The organism is Streptomyces sp. NPDC031474 (genome assembly GCF_055581185.1).
Genome location: NZ_JBVIJX010000022.1, coordinates 25,343 through 41,241, shown reverse-complemented (window position 1 = coordinate 41,241; position 15,899 = coordinate 25,343). Strand labels below are relative to the sequence as shown.

At 72.0% G+C, this 15,899-nt stretch carries 16 protein-coding genes and 3 pseudogenes; 12 read left to right on the top strand and 7 right to left on the bottom strand.

Annotated features, from left to right (window positions below; genetic code table 11):
* Positions 1–28: 28 nt before the first annotated feature.
* The 3 genes from ACZ5SK_RS38370 to ACZ5SK_RS38360 all read right to left on the bottom strand — a co-directional run bounded on the left by ACZ5SK_RS38370 (position 29) and on the right by ACZ5SK_RS38360 (position 1,667).
* Positions 29–511, bottom strand: a complete 483-nt coding sequence (locus ACZ5SK_RS38370) for a succinate dehydrogenase hydrophobic membrane anchor subunit (protein ID WP_334577666.1) — start codon at positions 509–511, stop codon at positions 29–31.
* Positions 512–516: 5 nt separating this feature from the next.
* The gene (gene sdhC, locus ACZ5SK_RS38365) at positions 517–897 is read right to left on the bottom strand and encodes a succinate dehydrogenase, cytochrome b556 subunit (RefSeq protein WP_078504082.1); all 381 of its coding nucleotides are present in this window, start codon (positions 895–897) and stop codon (positions 517–519) included.
* Between the two features lie 230 nt (positions 898–1,127).
* Positions 1,128–1,667: a 2-oxo-4-hydroxy-4-carboxy-5-ureidoimidazoline decarboxylase gene (locus ACZ5SK_RS38360; protein WP_468418155.1), complete on the bottom strand. Its 540-nt coding sequence runs from the start codon at positions 1,665–1,667 to the stop codon at positions 1,128–1,130.
* A gap of 258 nt (positions 1,668–1,925) precedes the next feature.
* Between ACZ5SK_RS38360 and ACZ5SK_RS38355 the strand changes: the two genes are divergently transcribed.
* Positions 1,926–3,557, top strand: a complete 1,632-nt coding sequence (locus ACZ5SK_RS38355) for a beta-N-acetylhexosaminidase (RefSeq protein WP_468418236.1) — start codon at positions 1,926–1,928, stop codon at positions 3,555–3,557.
* 201 nt (positions 3,558–3,758) lie between these two features.
* Complete coding sequence (locus ACZ5SK_RS38350; RefSeq protein ID WP_334577664.1) at positions 3,759–4,340, top strand: hypothetical protein; 582 nt, start codon at positions 3,759–3,761, stop codon at positions 4,338–4,340.
* Between the two features lie 48 nt (positions 4,341–4,388).
* On the opposite strand, the pseudogene ACZ5SK_RS38345 reads toward ACZ5SK_RS38350, so the two are convergent.
* A pseudogene (locus ACZ5SK_RS38345) lies at positions 4,389–4,802 on the bottom strand (DUF1877 family protein); the annotation flags it as partial.
* A 173-nt stretch (positions 4,803–4,975) separates the two neighbouring features.
* On the opposite strand from ACZ5SK_RS38345, the gene ACZ5SK_RS38340 reads away from it, so the two are divergent.
* From ACZ5SK_RS38340 to ACZ5SK_RS38310, 7 genes are all read left to right on the top strand, one after another.
* Positions 4,976–5,380, top strand: a complete 405-nt coding sequence (locus ACZ5SK_RS38340) for a hypothetical protein (RefSeq protein ID WP_334577663.1) — start codon at positions 4,976–4,978, stop codon at positions 5,378–5,380.
* Between the two features lie 128 nt (positions 5,381–5,508).
* On the top strand, positions 5,509–5,943 hold the full coding sequence (locus ACZ5SK_RS38335) for a hypothetical protein (protein WP_457494675.1): 435 nt from the start codon (positions 5,509–5,511) through the stop codon (positions 5,941–5,943).
* Positions 5,944–6,098: 155 nt separating this feature from the next.
* Positions 6,099–6,743, top strand: a complete 645-nt coding sequence (locus ACZ5SK_RS38330; RefSeq protein WP_334577662.1) for an RNA polymerase sigma factor — start codon at positions 6,099–6,101, stop codon at positions 6,741–6,743.
* Between the two features lie 94 nt (positions 6,744–6,837).
* The gene (locus tag ACZ5SK_RS38325; protein ID WP_334577661.1) at positions 6,838–7,704 is read left to right on the top strand and encodes a hypothetical protein; all 867 of its coding nucleotides are present in this window, start codon (positions 6,838–6,840) and stop codon (positions 7,702–7,704) included.
* Between the two features lie 292 nt (positions 7,705–7,996).
* Positions 7,997–8,656 carry an RNA polymerase sigma factor gene (locus ACZ5SK_RS38320; RefSeq protein WP_334577660.1) on the top strand — a complete coding sequence of 220 codons (660 nt, stop codon included), beginning with the start codon at positions 7,997–7,999 and terminating at the stop codon, positions 8,654–8,656.
* Positions 8,656–9,738 carry a hypothetical protein gene (locus ACZ5SK_RS38315; RefSeq protein ID WP_361707098.1) on the top strand — a complete coding sequence of 361 codons (1,083 nt, stop codon included), beginning with the start codon at positions 8,656–8,658 and terminating at the stop codon, positions 9,736–9,738. Before ACZ5SK_RS38320 ends, ACZ5SK_RS38315 begins: the two co-directional genes overlap by 1 nt.
* A gap of 118 nt (positions 9,739–9,856) precedes the next feature.
* Positions 9,857–10,156 carry a hypothetical protein gene (locus ACZ5SK_RS38310; protein ID WP_334577658.1) on the top strand — a complete coding sequence of 100 codons (300 nt, stop codon included), beginning with the start codon at positions 9,857–9,859 and terminating at the stop codon, positions 10,154–10,156.
* A 221-nt stretch (positions 10,157–10,377) separates the two neighbouring features.
* Here the strand turns inward: ACZ5SK_RS38310 and ACZ5SK_RS38305 are convergent, their stop codons facing one another.
* Entirely contained in the window at positions 10,378–11,271 is an 894-nt protein-coding gene (locus tag ACZ5SK_RS38305; RefSeq protein ID WP_457494686.1) for a L,D-transpeptidase family protein, read from the bottom strand.
* Positions 11,272–11,462: 191 nt separating this feature from the next.
* Between ACZ5SK_RS38305 and ACZ5SK_RS38300 the strand changes: the two genes are divergently transcribed.
* Together ACZ5SK_RS38300 and ACZ5SK_RS38295 are read left to right on the top strand one after the other, a co-directional pair.
* Entirely contained in the window at positions 11,463–13,043 is a 1,581-nt protein-coding gene (locus ACZ5SK_RS38300) for an acyl-CoA mutase large subunit family protein (protein WP_468156679.1), read from the top strand.
* A gap of 98 nt (positions 13,044–13,141) precedes the next feature.
* Entirely contained in the window at positions 13,142–13,714 is a 573-nt protein-coding gene (locus ACZ5SK_RS38295) for a Uma2 family endonuclease (RefSeq protein ID WP_468156843.1), read from the top strand.
* Positions 13,715–13,722: 8 nt separating this feature from the next.
* Here ACZ5SK_RS38295 and ACZ5SK_RS38290 read toward each other — a convergent pair.
* Positions 13,723–14,409, bottom strand: a pseudogene (locus ACZ5SK_RS38290) (FAD-dependent monooxygenase); the annotation flags it as partial.
* A 5-nt stretch (positions 14,410–14,414) separates the two neighbouring features.
* Here ACZ5SK_RS38290 and ACZ5SK_RS38285 point away from each other — a divergent pair.
* Positions 14,415–14,723 (top strand): annotated as a pseudogene (locus ACZ5SK_RS38285) (TetR/AcrR family transcriptional regulator C-terminal domain-containing protein); the annotation flags it as partial.
* A gap of 22 nt (positions 14,724–14,745) precedes the next feature.
* On the opposite strand, the gene ACZ5SK_RS38280 reads toward ACZ5SK_RS38285, so the two are convergent.
* On the bottom strand, positions 14,746–15,885 hold the full coding sequence (locus ACZ5SK_RS38280; RefSeq protein WP_468577178.1) for an acyltransferase family protein: 1,140 nt from the start codon (positions 15,883–15,885) through the stop codon (positions 14,746–14,748).
* Positions 15,886–15,899: the final 14 nt, after the last annotated feature.

The following is a 15,899-nucleotide window of genomic DNA, read 5'->3' as shown; positions in this document are numbered from 1 at the left end:
GTTCTCTCAGTCCCTCGGTCCCGTGCGCCTAGCGGATGTTCGGGTCGAAGGTGAAGATCACCAGCGTGCCCAGCAGGATGGTGAACACCGTGGCGGTGTAGAGCAGGCCCTTCAGCCACAGCCGGGTGTTCGCGCGCTCCGCGTAGTCGTTGATGACCGTACGCAGGCCGTTGGCCCCGTGCAGCATCGCGAGCCACAGCATCAGCAGGTCCCAGACCTGCCAGAACGGGGAGGCCCAGCGGCCGGCCACGAAGGCGAAGCCGATCTTGGACACGCCGCCGTCCAGCACCAGCTGGATCAGCAGGTGGCCCAGGACCAGCACGACCAGCACGACGCCGGACAGCCGCATGAACAGCCACGCGGCCATCTCGAAGTTGCCCCGGGTGGACTTCGGGGTCTTCTTGGTGCGCTTGCGCGGGGCCTCGATGAGGGGCGCCGGGTTGTCGACGTTGTAGATCGAGCCGCCCTCTACGGGGCCGATCCCGGCAGCGGTGGATTCAGTGGTGGCCATCGGTGTCAGCTCCCGAACAGTTCACGAGCGGCGTGCCCGAGGACGGGGTAGATGGCCCCGAGCATCAGCACGAGCCACAGGCCCACGACGCTCCAGAGCATCTGCTTCTGGTACCGCGGGCCCTTCGACCAGAAGTCGACGGCGATGACGCGCAGACCGTTGAGCGCGTGGAAGAGGATGGCGGCGACGAGGCCGTACTCCAGCAGCGCGACGATCGGGGTCTTGTAGGTGGCTACGACCTTGTCGTAGTCCTCGGGGGAGACACGCACGAGCGCGGTGTCGAGCACGTGGACGAACAGGAAGAAGAAGATGAGGACGCCGGTGACTCGGTGAGCCACCCACGACCACATTCCTTCCCGGCCGCGGTACAGCGTTCCAGCCGGCACGGAAGAACCCTCCGGGAGCGGGGATTGGAGCCTGCCGGCTTGGGTGTCGGACGGGCCCGGCCGGGTACGGTCCACCGGCCCCCAGCATCGTAGCCAGCCGCTGGCGCTGGGCTTACAGCGGGCCTACCGGTGTGATCAAACTGGCACGCGTATGGGTGAGCGTCGGCGGCATCCGGGGCGGGTTGTGTGGTTATGTGCCGCGTACGGCGCCGTTGGGGCTGGTCGTGCCCCTACAGGAGCTGTGTCAGCCGTTGTCTTGCCAGGCGGCGGAGTTCTTCTGCCGCGACCACCCGTTCGTCCTCCGGATCGTTCGTCAAACGTGACCGGATGGCTTCCAGGACGTAGTCCAGGGCCTCGTCCGCCGGTACGCCGTCCAGGCAGATGGCGAACGCGTGTCCGAATCTCGCCTCGTATGCCGCGTGGGCCGCGCTCAGCGCCATGTGGGCCGCGCCGTACGCGTCGTCCGGGAGGGCGGGGAGGGACTCTGCCGCCAGGGCCTCCGCCAGGTCTTTCGCGGTCAGGTCGTACGCGGCCTCGTCCGACGCGGCCAGGAGGGCGTCGAGGGTCGGGTAGGGGCGGTGGTCGGCGAGGCGGCGGGCCCAGCGGAGGCTGCGCAGACAGGTGAGGAGGGCGCGGTGGGCCTCTTCGGTGGGCGCGGTGTTGAAGCCGTCCAGCACGGGTGCGGGTGAGGTCCGGATCTGCGCCGGTATGGCGAGGCGGCCGGAGAGGTGGGAAAGACGGTGCGCAGGCAGCGTGGATCCTCGCGTCACGTGTGGTGTGGCAGGGGATGCAGTGAAGGATGTGTCGCCACGTTATCGAGCGCGGTCAGTTCGTGTCCGACGGATGCCCGAATTTCACTCGAACGAGAGAGTTTCGGAAGGTGTCGTGGACACCATCGCGCGGTTTTCGGCGCGCCGGGTGCGGACGGGCGTCGTACGGTTGGCGGAGTGAGCAGGCACAGTCATCGGCGCCGTGCGCCGCAGAGGAACCCACGCCGCGCGTCACAGCGGACGCCGCAGCAGCGGGTGGTGCTGCGGGCGCTGACGGCGGGCGGGTTGGTCGTCGCACTCGGGGCCGGGGTGGGGGTGTGGGCCTCGTCGGGGAACAGCGGCGGGACGCCCGCCGGGTCGGCCGCCTCCCGGCAGGCCGCCGCCGGGACCTCCGCGGGGACCTCCACCGGTAAGGGCGCCGATGCGGCCGCACCGGCCGCGAGCCCGACGCCCACCCGTTCCTACCCCCTGTCGACGACCCCCCGTACCATCCCCGCCGTCAGCTCCCACACCCCGGCGCGCGGTCCCGGCTGGCGTCCGGGGGCCGGGCACCGGGTGGTGGTGAGCGACGCCGATCTCGCCGACGAGGGGCGGCTCGTCGCCGGTGAGCTGGGGCTGACGTACGCCGGGGAGAAGAACGACGTCCGCGCCGGGGACCTGCGGCTGGCGCTGAACGACGACGAGGGCGCGAACCCGGAGTCGTACACCATGACCGTGCGCGGCGGGCGGGTCACCATCAGCGGGCCCTCCGACGCCGGTGTCTTCTACGGCACCCGCACCCTCAAGCAGGAGGTGCACGGCGGTGGTACGGCGTCGGAGGGCGTCGTCCGCGACCAGCCGGCCAAGCCGCAGCGCGGGTTCACGCTGGACATCGCCCGCAAGTACTTCAGCCCCGCCTGGATCGAGGACCGGATCCGTGAGCTCGGCGATCTGAAGTTCAACCAGCTCGGGCTGCACTTCTCCGACGACCAGGCCTTCCGGATCGAGTCCGACACCCACCCGGAGATCGTCGCCCGGCAGCACCTCACCAAGGCCGAGGTGAGGAAGATCGTCGGCCTCGCGGCGAGCCGGCACATCACCGTCGTGCCCGAGATCGACTCGCCGGGGCACCTGGGCGCCGTCCTCGCCGCCCACCCCGAGCTGCAGCTGCGCAATGTGAACGGGGTGGCGACCCGCGGGGCGATCGACATCTCCAAGGACGCCTCCGCGAAGCTCCTCGACGACCTGCTGAACGAGTACGCCGGTCTGTTCCCCGGCGCCTACTGGCACCTCGGCGGCGACGAGTACCAGGCCCTGACGAAGTCGAACCCGGCGGCCTCCTACCCGCAGCTCGCCTCCGCCGCGGCGGCCCGGTACGGCACCGGCGCGACCGTCGCCGACCTCGCCACCGGCTGGCTGAACGACCGCGCCGACACCGTCCGCGCCCACGAGCGCACCATGCGGGTGTGGAACGACGGGTTCTTCCGGGGGACGTCGGTCAAGCCGGCCTCCGATCTCGTGGTCGCGTACTGGACCGGCAAGGAGATCGGGGCGCGCAAGCCGGTGGAGTACCTGAGCGCGGGGCGCAAGGTGCTCAACTACAACGACGAGTACCTGTACTACGTCCTGGGGCAGCCGCAGACCTTCGTCTACCCGACCGGGCGGCGCATCTACGAGCAGTGGACCCCGCGCGTCCTGCGCGGCACGACGCCGGTGGCCGCGCGGTACGACGCCCAGATACTCGGCGGTTCCTTCTCGGTGTGGTGCGACCTCGCCAACTCGCAGACGCAGGCCCAGGTCGCCGCGGGCATACGGATGCCGCTGCGGGCGACCTCGCAGAAGCTGTGGGACGCGAGGACGCCGGTGCTGACCTGGACGCAGTTCAGGGCCCTGGCGAACCGGCTGGGCTAGGCCGCCGCCGGCCCACGGCGCTGTCGACACTGCCGGCGCTGTCGGGGCTGTCGGGGCGTTGGCTGAAATGCGTTCCTTCGGGTCTCCCCTCCTGTCCCCCCTCAGTCCCCCCAGTCCCTCCTGTGACACTCCTGCCCCGTCGCACGCAGTAAGGGGAAGTGCGGGCTCCGTAAGGTAGGCGCCCTGGCGAGGGAGGCGTGGATGAGCCTGGTGGAACTGATCGCTCAGGCCGACGAACGCGGACTGGCTGCCAGCGGGTTGGCTTGTTTGGATCGGTGCGTGCCCCTGCTCGGGGCTGACGACGACATCCTGCGACCACTGTGGGGCAACCTCACCGAGGCCTCCGACGGCGCCGACTGGGGCGAGCTCCTGGAACAGGTGCGCGGCAAGCTGGAGTCCGGCGAAGCGACGGAGGGCGACGGCGGCGTGGCGCAGGGCGGCGACGAGGCCGTGCTCCTGGTCCGCCGGATGCTGGCCGCGGCCCCGGCCGACCGCTTCGCCGGCGAGGTGCGGCTCTGGGCCGACGCCTGCTCCGTCGCCTCCCTCCAGATCCACCGCCTCCTCGACCCGGCCGAGGACGCAGCCCCGGTCGACTCACGCCGCGAGGGTCGTACGGAGGGCATGTCGCCCCTCGTCGCCGCCGAACTGCGCCGCCAGGTCACCGTGCTGGAAGTGCTGGCCGGACATGGCGCGGGCGGACTGCGCCGCGCGCTGGAGGTGTCCGTCGAGGGCCGCCGGGTGCTGCGCGCGGTGGTGTCCCGGCGGGCTCGGAAACGCAGGTGAGCAAGGTGAGCAACCGGATGTGTCCCCCAGCCATTTGACGACCGCGTCCCGGTGCCGGGCCGTCGCGGCGTAGAAGTCCGTCAGGTCCCGGTGCGCCGAGGCGAACGCGGCCCGGGTGCGGGTTTCCTCGGCGGTGCCGCCGTAGCGGGGCAGGAGTTCGGCACGGGCGGGCCGCCACAGGTCGTCGAAGTCGCTCTCCGCCAGGAAGGCGGCGACCCGGGCCGTCTGGGCGACGGTCAGCAGCACGAACGGCGGCTCCTTCGAACGGGCCGGGTACACGCGCTCACCGCCGAGCACCACGTGGGCGTCGGCGTAGAGCACCTGATGGTCGCCGTAACGGCCGTCCAGGGCCGATGCGCAGTTCAGGTGGTCATGGTCTTCGTCGAACAGCTTCCGCAGCCAGGTCGCGCTGTTGCGCAGGGCCGAAGGGGGCACGGCGCGGAGCCGGAGGCACGCGCTCATCACTCAAGGAGCGCGTGAGGGCGCGGAATCATCACTGCTGTGCGCGATCTGCGGTGGAGGCGGGGTGGTCCTGCGCCGGTCTCGCGGAGGGGCCGGATTCGCGTGACGGATCACGGCCGGGCGCCGCTCCTTTCTATGTGACGTGGACAACTCAAGCGACCCAGGCGGCGCACGTGGGCCAGGGACCTCAGCACGCAGGACAGCCGGGCCGGCCCTCCGCCGCCGTGAAACCGGTGCGATGGGCGGCGGAGGCGGTGGCCGCCGCGCGGGAGGGCGTGCGCGAGCATCTCGACTTCTCCGCGCAGAGTCTGTGGCGCGTCGACCGGCTGATCGAGGAGCTGCGCCGAGCGGGCACGGAGCCACCGGCCGCGGAGAACACGCTCCGCGGTTTCGGGGCGTACGCCGGTGAGGTGATCGTCCGGCAGACCGGCGCCGAGTGGTGGGCGGCCGGCGGCGACCACTGGGTCCGCACCCCCGACGGACGCCTGTGGGAGCCCCTCGACGAGGCCCGCCGCTGCCTCGGCGGCCACGGCTCCCTGCGGCTGCTGTGCCTGGACGCGATGCGGGGACGGCGCTAGCCACGAACGACACCTGTGGCCGTGTGACGAGTGACACCTCTGTGACCCGTGATGTTCGAGGGCGCATGTCCGCTGGGACAGCGGGGAGCCGATCCGGTTTCCCGGACCGAGTGGAGGGGTGGGGACCCATGAGCAGCGGGGTGGATGCGGGCACGCCGGACGCGCGGGGGATGCGGGGGTGTGCCACGGGGTTCGTCGCACGGGTCACCGCCCGGCAGCGGCTGCCGCTCGACTACTCCGTCGCCAGTCTGCGGGTCGTCGACTTCCTCGTCGACGGGGTGCGCAAGGGCGGCGCCGACCGGGAGCGGGCGCACGACACGCTCGTCGGGCTCGGGGCGTACGTCGGCGAGGTGCTGGTGCGGCGGGCCGGCGGGGTGTGGGTGGATCTCGACGGCGACCAGCGTGCCTGGTTCGGACAGGCGGTCGGGGTGCGGATGCCGGACGGGCGGGTGTGGAACCCGCTCGGGAAGGTCGTCAACCGGTTCGAGACCGGGAGTCCGGAGGAATCCCTGCGGACCTTCTATCTGACCCTCCATGGGCGCGCCCGGCGGGCGGTGGCCTGACCGTGGAGGCGTCTGCCGCATCCGTCACATCCGTGCGCTGTGACACTTCGGTGCGGCCGGACGCTGATGACCGTGGGGGCGTGACCGCGTCCGGACCGGGTGTCCGGCGGGACGGTCGCGCGCCCGCAACGGACTCCGTACGAACGAGGACAGTCTTGGGCCAGGGAGGGGAATCCCGGCGCGCGCACGCGTACGACGGGGAACTGGGCGCGGCCGTGGCACGGGCCCAGGACGGCGACGAGACCGCGTTCGCCGTCGCGTACCGGATCGTGCAGCCCGGACTGCTCGGCTACCTGCGCGGCATCGTCGGCGACGACGCCGAGGACGTGGCCTCCGACGCCTGGCTGGAGATCTCCCGCGACCTGGGAAGGTTCCGCGGCGACGGCGCCGGTTTCCGGGGCTGGACCGCGACCATCGCCCGGCATCGGGCCCTCGACCACCTGCGCCGGCTGCGGGTGAGGCCCCGGTCGGCGGTGCTGGAACAGGACGTCGTCCTCGACCTGCCGGGGCCGCACAGCACCCACGACCAGGCGCTGGAGTCCCTGTCCACCGCACACGCCCTGGAGCTGGTCCGCGGGCTGCCGCAGGACCAGGCGGAGGCCGTGCTGCTGAGGGTCGTCGTAGGGCTGGACGGACCCGCCGCGGCCCGTGTGCTCGGCAAGCGGCCCGGCGCCGTGCGTACGGCCGCGCACCGCGGTCTGAAGCGGCTGGCCCGCCAGCTGGGCGTCGCCGACGCGAACGGCGAGAGCGGCACAGGTGTGACGGATGGGGGGCCCCGGACGCTGGGGGAGTCGACGTGAACGGCGACGGCCGCGGACCGTATGGATCACTGGTGGGTGCGGCCACCCGGTGGCACGGCCCGATCGGACGGATGGGACAGAGGCGGAAACGAACATGGGTGAACGGCTGAACGACGGCGCGGGCCTCGGCCGTCGGCGCGCGCACCCTGACGACGCCGTCGCCGACCTGTCGGGGCTGGAGGCGCTGCTCGCCCACGCCCTGCGCGAGCCCGGCGACCGTCCGAACACGAACACGAACACGAGCACGAGCACGGACATCGGTATGGGCACGGACGTGGCCGGGGGCAGCGAGGGTGAGCTGCGGGCCGTCGCCGCGTTCCGGGCCGCCCGGGACTCCGGCGCGCACCGGGCGCGTCCCCGGCGCCGCGACGACTGGCGGCCCCGGCCCGCCCGGCGGCACACCGCCCGCTCGCTGCGGGTCACGCTCTCCGCGCTGATCGCCGCCCTCGCGCTGGGCGGCGTCGCGTACGCCGCGATCGGCTCCGTCACGGACGGCGGCGGCGACGACGGCGGGGGGCGCCCGGAGCGGTCGGCGAGCGCGCCGTCCGGTCGGTCCGACACGCCGTCCGGCGCCCCCTCCGCCACGGACGGCGCCGAGCGGGACCGTCCCGCGAACGCCAAGGACACCGAGGCCCACTGCCGCGCCTACGAGAAGGTCCAGGGACGGGGCCAGGCGATGGACTCCACCGCCTGGCAGCGGCTCGTGACGGCGGCGGGCGGCGAGCAGAACGTCGCCGCGTACTGCGCGGCCCACGCTCAGCAGAAGGCCGAGAAGACGCCGAAGGCGGAGAAGAGCCCCAAGGCGGAGAAGACGCCGAAGGCCGAGACGGGCCCCAAGGCGGAGACGAACCCCAAGGCCGAGACGAGCCCCAGGGCCGACCAGAGCCCCAAGGCGGAGAAGACCGTGACGCCCGAGAGGTCCGCGAACTCCGGGAAGACCAGGGCCGCGAACGGCGGATGACCCGTTGCAGCCGAGGCAACGGCCGGGGCCGCCACCCCCCACAGGAGAGGCCCCGGCCGTCGCGCGGCACGGGTCGCGCGGCGGCCCGTACTCCCTACAGCGCCGTGAGTGCGTTTTCTGTCACACCCCCGGGCGCACCCCCTCGCGTCACGAGTCAGTTGCATGTTCTACGGTCGTGGACGTGCGGCGGTTTCAGGTCGTAACGTGCCCTTCGCGCCGGACGGCCAAGCGGCAGACCACCGCAACGACCTGCGGTCCACGGACCGCGAACCATCGACCGAGGAACCACGACGTGGGGGACGACGCGGAGTTGACGGCCGCGGTGCTCGCGGCACAGAACGGGGACGAGAACGCGTTCCGGACTGTGTACCGCACGGTGCACCCGCGGCTGCTCGGGTACGTGCGCACACTCGTCGGCGACCTCGACGCCGAGGACGTCACCTCCGAGGCCTGGCTGCAGATCGCGCGTGACCTGGTGCGGTTCAGCGGCGACGCGGACCGTTTCCGCGGCTGGGCCGCCCGGATCGCCCGCAACCGCGCCCTGGACCACATACGCATGCGGGGACGGCGTCCCGCGATCGGCGGCGACGAGACCGAGCTGACCGGCCGGGCCGGCGAGTCCGACACCGCGGGCGAGGCCATCGAGGCGCTCGCCACCGACCGCACCCTCGGCCTCATCGCCCGGCTGCCGCAGGACCAGGCCGAGGCCGTCGTCCTGCGGGTCGTCATGGGCCTGGACGCCAAGACGGCCGCCGAGACGCTCGGCAAACGGCCCGGCGCGATACGCACGGCCGCGCACCGCGGTCTGAAGAAGCTCGCCGAACTGCTCGGCGACGACGCGGAGACGGCGGGCGCGCTCGACGGCCTGCCGCCCCAGCGTGGAACGCGCTCGCGCGCGGTGACGTCCGCCAGTGTGACGCAAGTGCGCGCGCGGACGCAGAAGGACATGTGATGGCCGACAAGCAGGACAGGTGGCTCGACCGCGAAACGGCGGAGCGTCTGCTGCGCGGTGAGTCACCCGGCCACGCTCTCGACGGTCCGGCCGCCGAGCAGGCCGAACGTCTCGCCAGGACGCTGGCCGCGTTGTCCGCGCCGGCCGCCGAGCCCCTGCCCGCCGACGAGGAACTCCCCGGCGAGGCCGCGGCCCTGGCCGCGTTCCGCAAGACCCACGCGGACCGCGCCGACCTCGCCCGGGGCGCCACCGCCGGACTCGCCGGTGAGGCCGGTGAGGCCGGTGGGGCCGGTGAGGCCGGTGGGGCCGGTGAGGCGCACGCGGTCGACGTCGGGCTGGTGCGCATCGTCGGCGGTGTCCGCGAGGCCGGTCGCCGTCCCCGCCGGATCCGGCCCGCGCGGCTGGGACTGGCCGCGGCGCTGGCCGTGGGGGTGCTCGGCGGGGTCGCGGTCGGGACCGGCGTCCTGCCGTCCCCGTTCGACGGCGCGGAACCGGCGCGCCCCTCCGTCTCGGCGCCCGCGCTCCCCGAACGCCCGCTCGTCTCCCCCTCCCCGGACGCCTCGGGCGGCGCCGCGCCGTCGACGACCCCGGGGGGCGGCGCGGGCGGCCCGGGAGACACCGGCAGCGAGGCCGGCAAGGGCGCCGGGAACGGCGCCGCGGACGACAACGCCACCGCCGCCCCGGACCTGCGCGGCGCCTGGCCGGGCGGCGTGACCTCGTCCTGCCGCGACCTGAGCACCGGCAAGACCCTGGACGCCGGCCGCCGGCGGACCCTGGAGAACCTGGCGGGCGGCTCGAAGCGCGTGCCGACGTTCTGCGCGGGCGTCCTCGACCACACCGCCGGCGGAAACCCCCGCGGCGACGCCCGCACAGGAAACGGCACCGCCGGCCGGGACACCGGAAAGGGCCAGGGGGACCGCGACAGCCAGAGCGGATCGACCCGCGGGAGCGGCACGGACGACAAGCCCGGCCGGGGCGGCGGCACGTCCGACGACGACGATGACGGCGGCCACAGAGGCGGCCGCCACGGTCACGGCCACGCAGGCGGCGGCCACGGCGGCGGCCGCCACGGTCACGGCTGAGACGACCATCGTCAGGACGGCGCCTCCGGCACGCCCGGTGCCGGTTTGCGGGCCGGGGGGACCTCGGGAACCATCGGGAAGTGCAAGGTCCTATCCCATCGCACCGAGGAGAGCCGTCATGGGAGAAGAGACCGAAGTGACGCCCACGATCGATGAACTCGCCGCGGAGTCCAGTGAGTTGGCGGAGATCCTGTCGTCCGACGGGGCATCGTCCAGTGGTGACGGCCAGATGTTCCCGTTCCCCTTCTGCATCCGCTACAACGGTCGCCCGCAGGAGTCCAGGATCATCCACGCTCCCGACCTCAACGGGGCCCTCATCACCGTCAACCAGCTCGTGAGCATCGCCAACCGGGAGGCCTCGCGGCAGGGCTTCCCGCCGCTCTTCTCCTCCACGGGCGGCAGCTGCCCCGACGAGTGACCCTCGCCACACCGCCGCCACACCGCCGCTGACCTGCGACTTCGTAGATCGCAGAAGTTTTTTCGTGAAGGGTGTGACGTTTTTGGCGGCTGGGGCGCAGTAACAAGTGAGCCGACTGGTCATCGGCCCTTGCACTGAGCCGGGGTTCCCCCCGTACCTTCGGCTCGTGCGCTCGGCGCGGGCGGGACACGTTCCCCCGGTCCCGCTCGCGCCCCCAACGTCTACCAGGACACGACGACCTTGTCGCCGTTCCTCACCTGCGCGAAGAGCTCCGCGATGGCCGCCTCGTCCCGGACGTTGACGCAGCCGTGCGAGGCGCCGGCGTAACCGCGGGCCGCGAAGTCGGCCGAGTAGTGCACCGCCTGCCCGCCGCTGAAGAACATCGCGTACGGCATCGGCGAGTGGTAGAGCGTGGACACATGGTCGCGGGACTTCCAGTAGACGTGGAACACACCCTCGCGGGTGGGCGTGTACTGCGAGCCGAAGCGGACCGACACCGTCGACTCGGTCCGGCCGTCGATCATCCAGCGCAGGGTGCGGGTCGTCTTGTCGATGCACAGCACCCGCCCCGTCAGACAGCGGGGGTCGGGCGCGGCGGCCGGCTGACCGCCCATCAGATACAGCTCCCACTGGCCCGGCTCCCGCGTCATGTCCAGCAGCCGCTGCCAGGTGACGGTGTCCGTCTTCCCGGTCCTCGGCAGCCCGCGCTTGCCCTGGAAGCCCTTCACCGCCTCCTCGGTACGCTCGTCGTACGTGCCCGTGGGGCCGTCGTAGAGCCAGGCGACCTGCCGCAGCCGGGCCTGGAGCCCGCGCACCGCGCGTCCGGTGTCGCCGGGCGACCACAGCACGGCGGGGGGCGGGGCGCCGGTGGCCGGGCCGCTCGGCTTGTCGTCGGCGGTCGTCCCGGCCGGGGTCGAGGCCCGGGTCGAGGGGGGCGTCGTCCGGCCGGCGTCGGCGGGGCCGGGCGAGCGCACGCCCCCGTCCGCACCCCCGTCCGCACCCCCGTCCGCGCCCCTGCCCGCGCCGGTGTCCGTCTTCGGGGTCTGCACGCTACAGCCGCCGCACACCGTCACCAGGGCCGCCGCGGCGGCCAGGACGGCGATCGATCTCCGCATCCGCATGCCTGGAATGTTCCCCCCGGATGACGTCTCGCGAACGGACCGGCATGGTTGTGACCGGGACCGCAATCACTCTGTGAGGAAGCTCCCAGCGTGCTCCCCTCCACCGGGTGCACGCACGCCGATACAGTCCGTCGAAGGGTCGGACTGTACTGACGGGTAATTGCTCAGCGGGAGGCATCACACCAATGGCGCGTGAGTCGGAGTCCGGACTGCCCATCGAACCGGTCTACGGGCCTGAGGACCTGGCGGGCTGGGACCCGGCCGAGAAGCTGGGCGAGCCCGGCGCGTACCCCTTCACCCGGGGCGTCTACCCGTCGATGTACACCGGCCGCCCCTGGACGATGCGCCAGTACGCGGGCTTCGGCACGGCGGTGGAGTCCAACGCCCGCTACCAGCAGCTGATCGCCAACGGCACGATGGGCCTGTCGGTCGCCTTCGACCTGCCCACCCAGATGGGCCACGACTCCGACGCGCCGATCGCCTCCGGCGAGGTCGGCAAGGTCGGCGTGGCGATCGACTCGATCGACGACATGCGGGTGCTGTTCGGCGGGATCCCGCTGGACAAGGTGTCGACGTCGATGACGATCAACGCCCCCGCGGCCCTGCTGCTGCTCATGTACCAGCTGGTCGGCGAGGAGCAGGGCGTCCCGGCCGACTGGCTCACGGGCACGATCCAGAACGACGTCCTCAAGGAGTACATCGCGCGCGGGACGTACATCTTCCCGCCGAAGCCCTCGCTGCGCCTCATCGCCGACATCTTCAAGTACTGCAAGGCCGAGATCCCGAAGTGGAACACGATCTCGATCTCCGGCTACCACATGGCGGAGGCGGGCGCGTCCCCGGCGCAGGAGATCGCCTTCACGCTGGCCGACGGCATCGAGTACGTCCGTACGGCGGTGGCCGCGGGGATGGACGTCGACGACTTCGCCCCGCGTCTGTCCTTCTTCTTCGTGGCGCGTACGACGATCCTCGAAGAGGTCGCGAAGTTCCGTGCCGCGCGCCGGATCTGGGCGCGGGTGATGAAGGACGAGTTCGGCGCGAAGAACCCCAAGTCGCTGATGCTGCGGTTCCACACGCAGACGGCGGGCGTCCAGCTGACGGCCCAGCAGCCGGAGGTGAACCTGGTGCGGGTCGCCGTCCAGGGCCTCGCGGCGGTTCTCGGCGGCACCCAGTCCCTGCACACGAACTCCTTCGACGAGGCGATCGCGCTGCCCACGGACAAGAGCGCGCGCCTCGCCCTGCGCACCCAGCAGGTGCTCGCCTACGAGACGGACGTGACGGCGACCGTCGACCCCTTCGCCGGGTCGTACGTCGTGGAGAAGATGACCGACGACGTCGAGACGGCGGCCGTCGAGCTCATGCGGAAGGTCGAGGACCTCGGCGGCGCGGTCGCCGCCATCGAGCACGGCTTCCAGAAGTCCGAGATCGAACGCTCCGCCTACCGGATCGCCCAGGAGACCGACTCCGGCGAGCGGGTCGTCGTCGGCGTCAACCGCTACCAGCTCGACGCCGAGGAGCCCTACGAGCCGCTCCGCGTCGACCCGGCCATCGAGGCCCAGCAGGCGGAGCGGCTCGCGAAGCTGCGCGCCGAGCGCGACCAGGCGGCGGTGGACTCGGCCCTGGACGCCCTGAAGAAGGCGGCGGAGGGCGAGGACAACGTCCTCTACCCGATGAAGGACGCGCTGCGGGCGCGGGCGACGGTGGGCGAGGTCTGCAATGCGTTGCGGGGGGTGTGGGGGACGTATGTGCCTTCGGATGCGTTCTGAGCTGGTGATTCCTCCGAACGGGTGATCGGGGGCGAAACTCTCATGTGCGCGGTTACGCTCGTGTTGGGTGTTCCCCAAAGGAGGGTGCCGTGGCTGTGATGCTGCACGAGTCGTCGCTCGCTGATGCTGCCGACCGGCTGTGGGAGGAGCTGCCCGGGCACCGGGTGGAGATCCTCAACGGGAGCATTGTCGTGACACCGCCGCCGGATGGGCCGCATCAGGAGACGCTGACTTGGCTGATCGAGGAGTTTTCGAGAGTCAAGGCCAGGGAGGCAGGGCTCAGGTACGTCGGTGGTATCGGTTTGTGGCTGCCAACAGGGCCTGACGACTACGCGGTGCCCGACCTCTCGGTGGTCGATGCCGATTACAAGGACGCACTCGTCGAGAAGAACTGCTATGCGCCACATGTCTTCCGTCTGGTCCTGGAAGTGACGTCTTCCAACTGGACGAACGACACCGCAACCAAGGTCGACATCTACGCGCGGGCCAACATCCCGGCCTACCTCATCGCCGACCGCAAACACGACGAGGTCCTCCTCTACACCGACCCGGCCGACGGCAAGTACCCCGACCCCCAGCGTTTCAAGCGGGGCCAGACCGTCCCCGTCCCGGAATCCGTCGGGGTCAGCCTCGGCCTCTCCGTGGACACCCTCCTCGACGGCGAAGACTGACCCGTGGTTCAGGCGCCCACCCGCGCCCGGTAGCTCTCCACCCCCTGCGCCGACTCGCCCGCCCAGCCCACATAACCGTCCGGGCGGACCAGGAACACCCCGTCCTCCAGGCTCAGCAGCGTCCACTCCGGGCCCCTGAGCCGGTCGAAGAGGCGGACGTCGTTCACCGTCAGGTCGGGGACGCGGTCGCCGGCTCGTAGGGCGCCCGGGGTCGGCCTCAGCTCCTCGGTGAGGGACGAGTGGCGGTAGTTCAGGCCCAGCTGGCGGGTGGTCGCGCCGCGTTTCGCCTCGGCGCGGTGGATCGCCGTGGAGAGGCCGAGTACCTGCGCGGCGACCGGCCGGCGCTCCTCCTCGTACGTGTCGAGGAGTGACGTGGGAGCGTGCCCGCCCAGCACCGCGCCCAGTTTCCAGCCCAGGTTGTACGCGTCCTGGACGCTGGTGTTCAGGCCCTGCCCGCCGGCGGGGGAGTGGACGTGGGCCGCGTCCCCGGCGAGGAAGATCCGGCCGTCGCGGAAGCGGTCCGCCAGGGCCGCGCGGGGGCGGAAGTCCGACGACCAGCGGACCTCGGTGACGTCCTCGGGCGTCAGATGCGTGCGCTCGGCGAGCACGGTGCGGATGCCCTCCAGGGAGAGGTCGATGTCCGTGCCCTCGGGGAACTGGGCCACCAGTTGGAAGTCCTCCGTGCCCGCCAGCGGGCGAGCACGCCGAACTGATGGAGGACACCCTGCGCCTGTTCACGGCCGCCGGTTTCACCCTCGCCCAGGCGGTCCGCGCGACCTCGACGACCTACCTGTACACGCTCGGCTTCGTCACCGAGGAGCAGGGCGTCGAGCCGCTGCCCGACGAGCGGCGCGAAGGATACGACGTCGGGGAACGCGCCCGCCTGATGGCCGGCTTCCCGCTGTCGGCCCAGGCGGGCGCGGAGATCTTCGGCGACTACGACCGGCACTTCGAGGAGGGCCTGGCGCTGGTGATCGCGGGCATCGAGGCGGCCTACGGAGTCGACTGACCTCTCAGCGCCAACTGACCTCTCAGCGCGCCCTGGTCAGCGCCGTGCGCAGCCTCGGCGTCAGCGGCTTCTCGACGAAGCGGTTCAGCAGCCAGGCCAGGACCAGCATCGAGACGATGGTCAGCGCGAAGGTCGCCGCCGACGGCACGTGCAGCCCGCGGTGCAGGAAGCGGATGACCACCCAGCCGAGATGCTCGTGGACCAGGTAGAACGGATACGTCAGCGCCCCGGCGACCGTCAGCCAACGCCAGTTCGCCCAGTCCAGCCGGCCCAGCGCGATCGCCCCGACGGCCACGAAGCCGAAGGCGACCACGACGACGATGCCCGCCGTGGTGCGGTGGGCGAAGGCGTTCGGGTCCGAGGCGTTCCACAGGTCGCGCACCGCGTAGTGCTGGCCGATCAGGAAGCCGGCGACGACGATGCCCCAGGCGTAGGCGTCCCGCCGGTCGCGGTGGACGAGGTAGAGGCCGATACCGCCGACGAAGTACGCCGCGTACTCGGGCATCAGCACCAGGTCGAGCAGCGGCTGGTGCGCCGCCTGCGCGAGCGCCGCCGCCAGTGTCCAGCCCGCGCAGAACATGACGACCCGCCGCCGGTTCGCCCCCGGCAGGACGACGCACACCGCGAACAGCGCGTAGAAGCGGACCTCCACCCACAGCGTCCAGCACACACCGAGCACCCGGTCGACGCCCAACGGCTGCTGCATCAGGGTCAGGTTGACCAGCGCGTCGCTCGGCGAGACGGCCTCGTAGACGACCGAGGGCAGGGCGAACACCGCCGTCACCAGCAGGACGGCGACCCAGTAGGCCGGCATCAGCCGGGACACCCGGGAGGCGACGAACGACTGCAGGGGCCGGCCCCAGCCGCTCATGCAGATCACGAACCCGCTGATCACGAAGAAGACCTGGACACCGAGGCAGCCGTAGGCGGCGAACTGGTGCAGCGTGGGGAACTGCCGTTGCGGCGAGCTTCCCCAGGCCCGGGTGACGTCACCGCCGCGCCCGGCGTAGTGGTACACCGCCACCATCAGCGCGGCGACGAGCCGCAGCCCGTCCAGGGCCCGGAGCCTGCCCTCCCGGCCCTCCCGGCCCTCCCGGCGCCCCGGTGACGGCGCCGACGCGGCGGGTTGTGCCTCGGACGTGCTCACGACCGTTGCGGTCATGCCGGTACCCCTTC

What these genes read in the sequence shown, in the direction of transcription:
- ACZ5SK_RS38370 (WP_334577666.1), bottom strand. Translation starts at nt 511, where the DNA reads ATGGCCACCACTGAATCCACCGCTGCCGGGATCGGCCCCGTAGAGGGC.
- ACZ5SK_RS38350 (WP_334577664.1), top strand. Translation starts at nt 3,759, where the DNA reads ATGAGCCTGGTGGAACTGATCGCTCAGGCCGACGAACGCGGACTGGCT.
- ACZ5SK_RS38335 (WP_457494675.1), top strand. Translation starts at nt 5,509, where the DNA reads ATGAGCAGCGGGGTGGATGCGGGCACGCCGGACGCGCGGGGGATGCGG.
- ACZ5SK_RS38325 (WP_334577661.1), top strand. Translation starts at nt 6,838, where the DNA reads ATGGGTGAACGGCTGAACGACGGCGCGGGCCTCGGCCGTCGGCGCGCG.
- ACZ5SK_RS38315 (WP_361707098.1), top strand. Translation starts at nt 8,656, where the DNA reads ATGGCCGACAAGCAGGACAGGTGGCTCGACCGCGAAACGGCGGAGCGT.
- ACZ5SK_RS38310 (WP_334577658.1), top strand. Translation starts at nt 9,857, where the DNA reads ATGGGAGAAGAGACCGAAGTGACGCCCACGATCGATGAACTCGCCGCG.
- ACZ5SK_RS38305 (WP_457494686.1), bottom strand. Translation starts at nt 11,271, where the DNA reads ATGCGGAGATCGATCGCCGTCCTGGCCGCCGCGGCGGCCCTGGTGACG.
- ACZ5SK_RS38300 (WP_468156679.1), top strand. Translation starts at nt 11,463, where the DNA reads ATGGCGCGTGAGTCGGAGTCCGGACTGCCCATCGAACCGGTCTACGGG.
- ACZ5SK_RS38295 (WP_468156843.1), top strand. Translation starts at nt 13,142, where the DNA reads ATGCTGCACGAGTCGTCGCTCGCTGATGCTGCCGACCGGCTGTGGGAG.
- ACZ5SK_RS38280 (WP_468577178.1), bottom strand. Translation starts at nt 15,885, where the DNA reads ATGACCGCAACGGTCGTGAGCACGTCCGAGGCACAACCCGCCGCGTCG.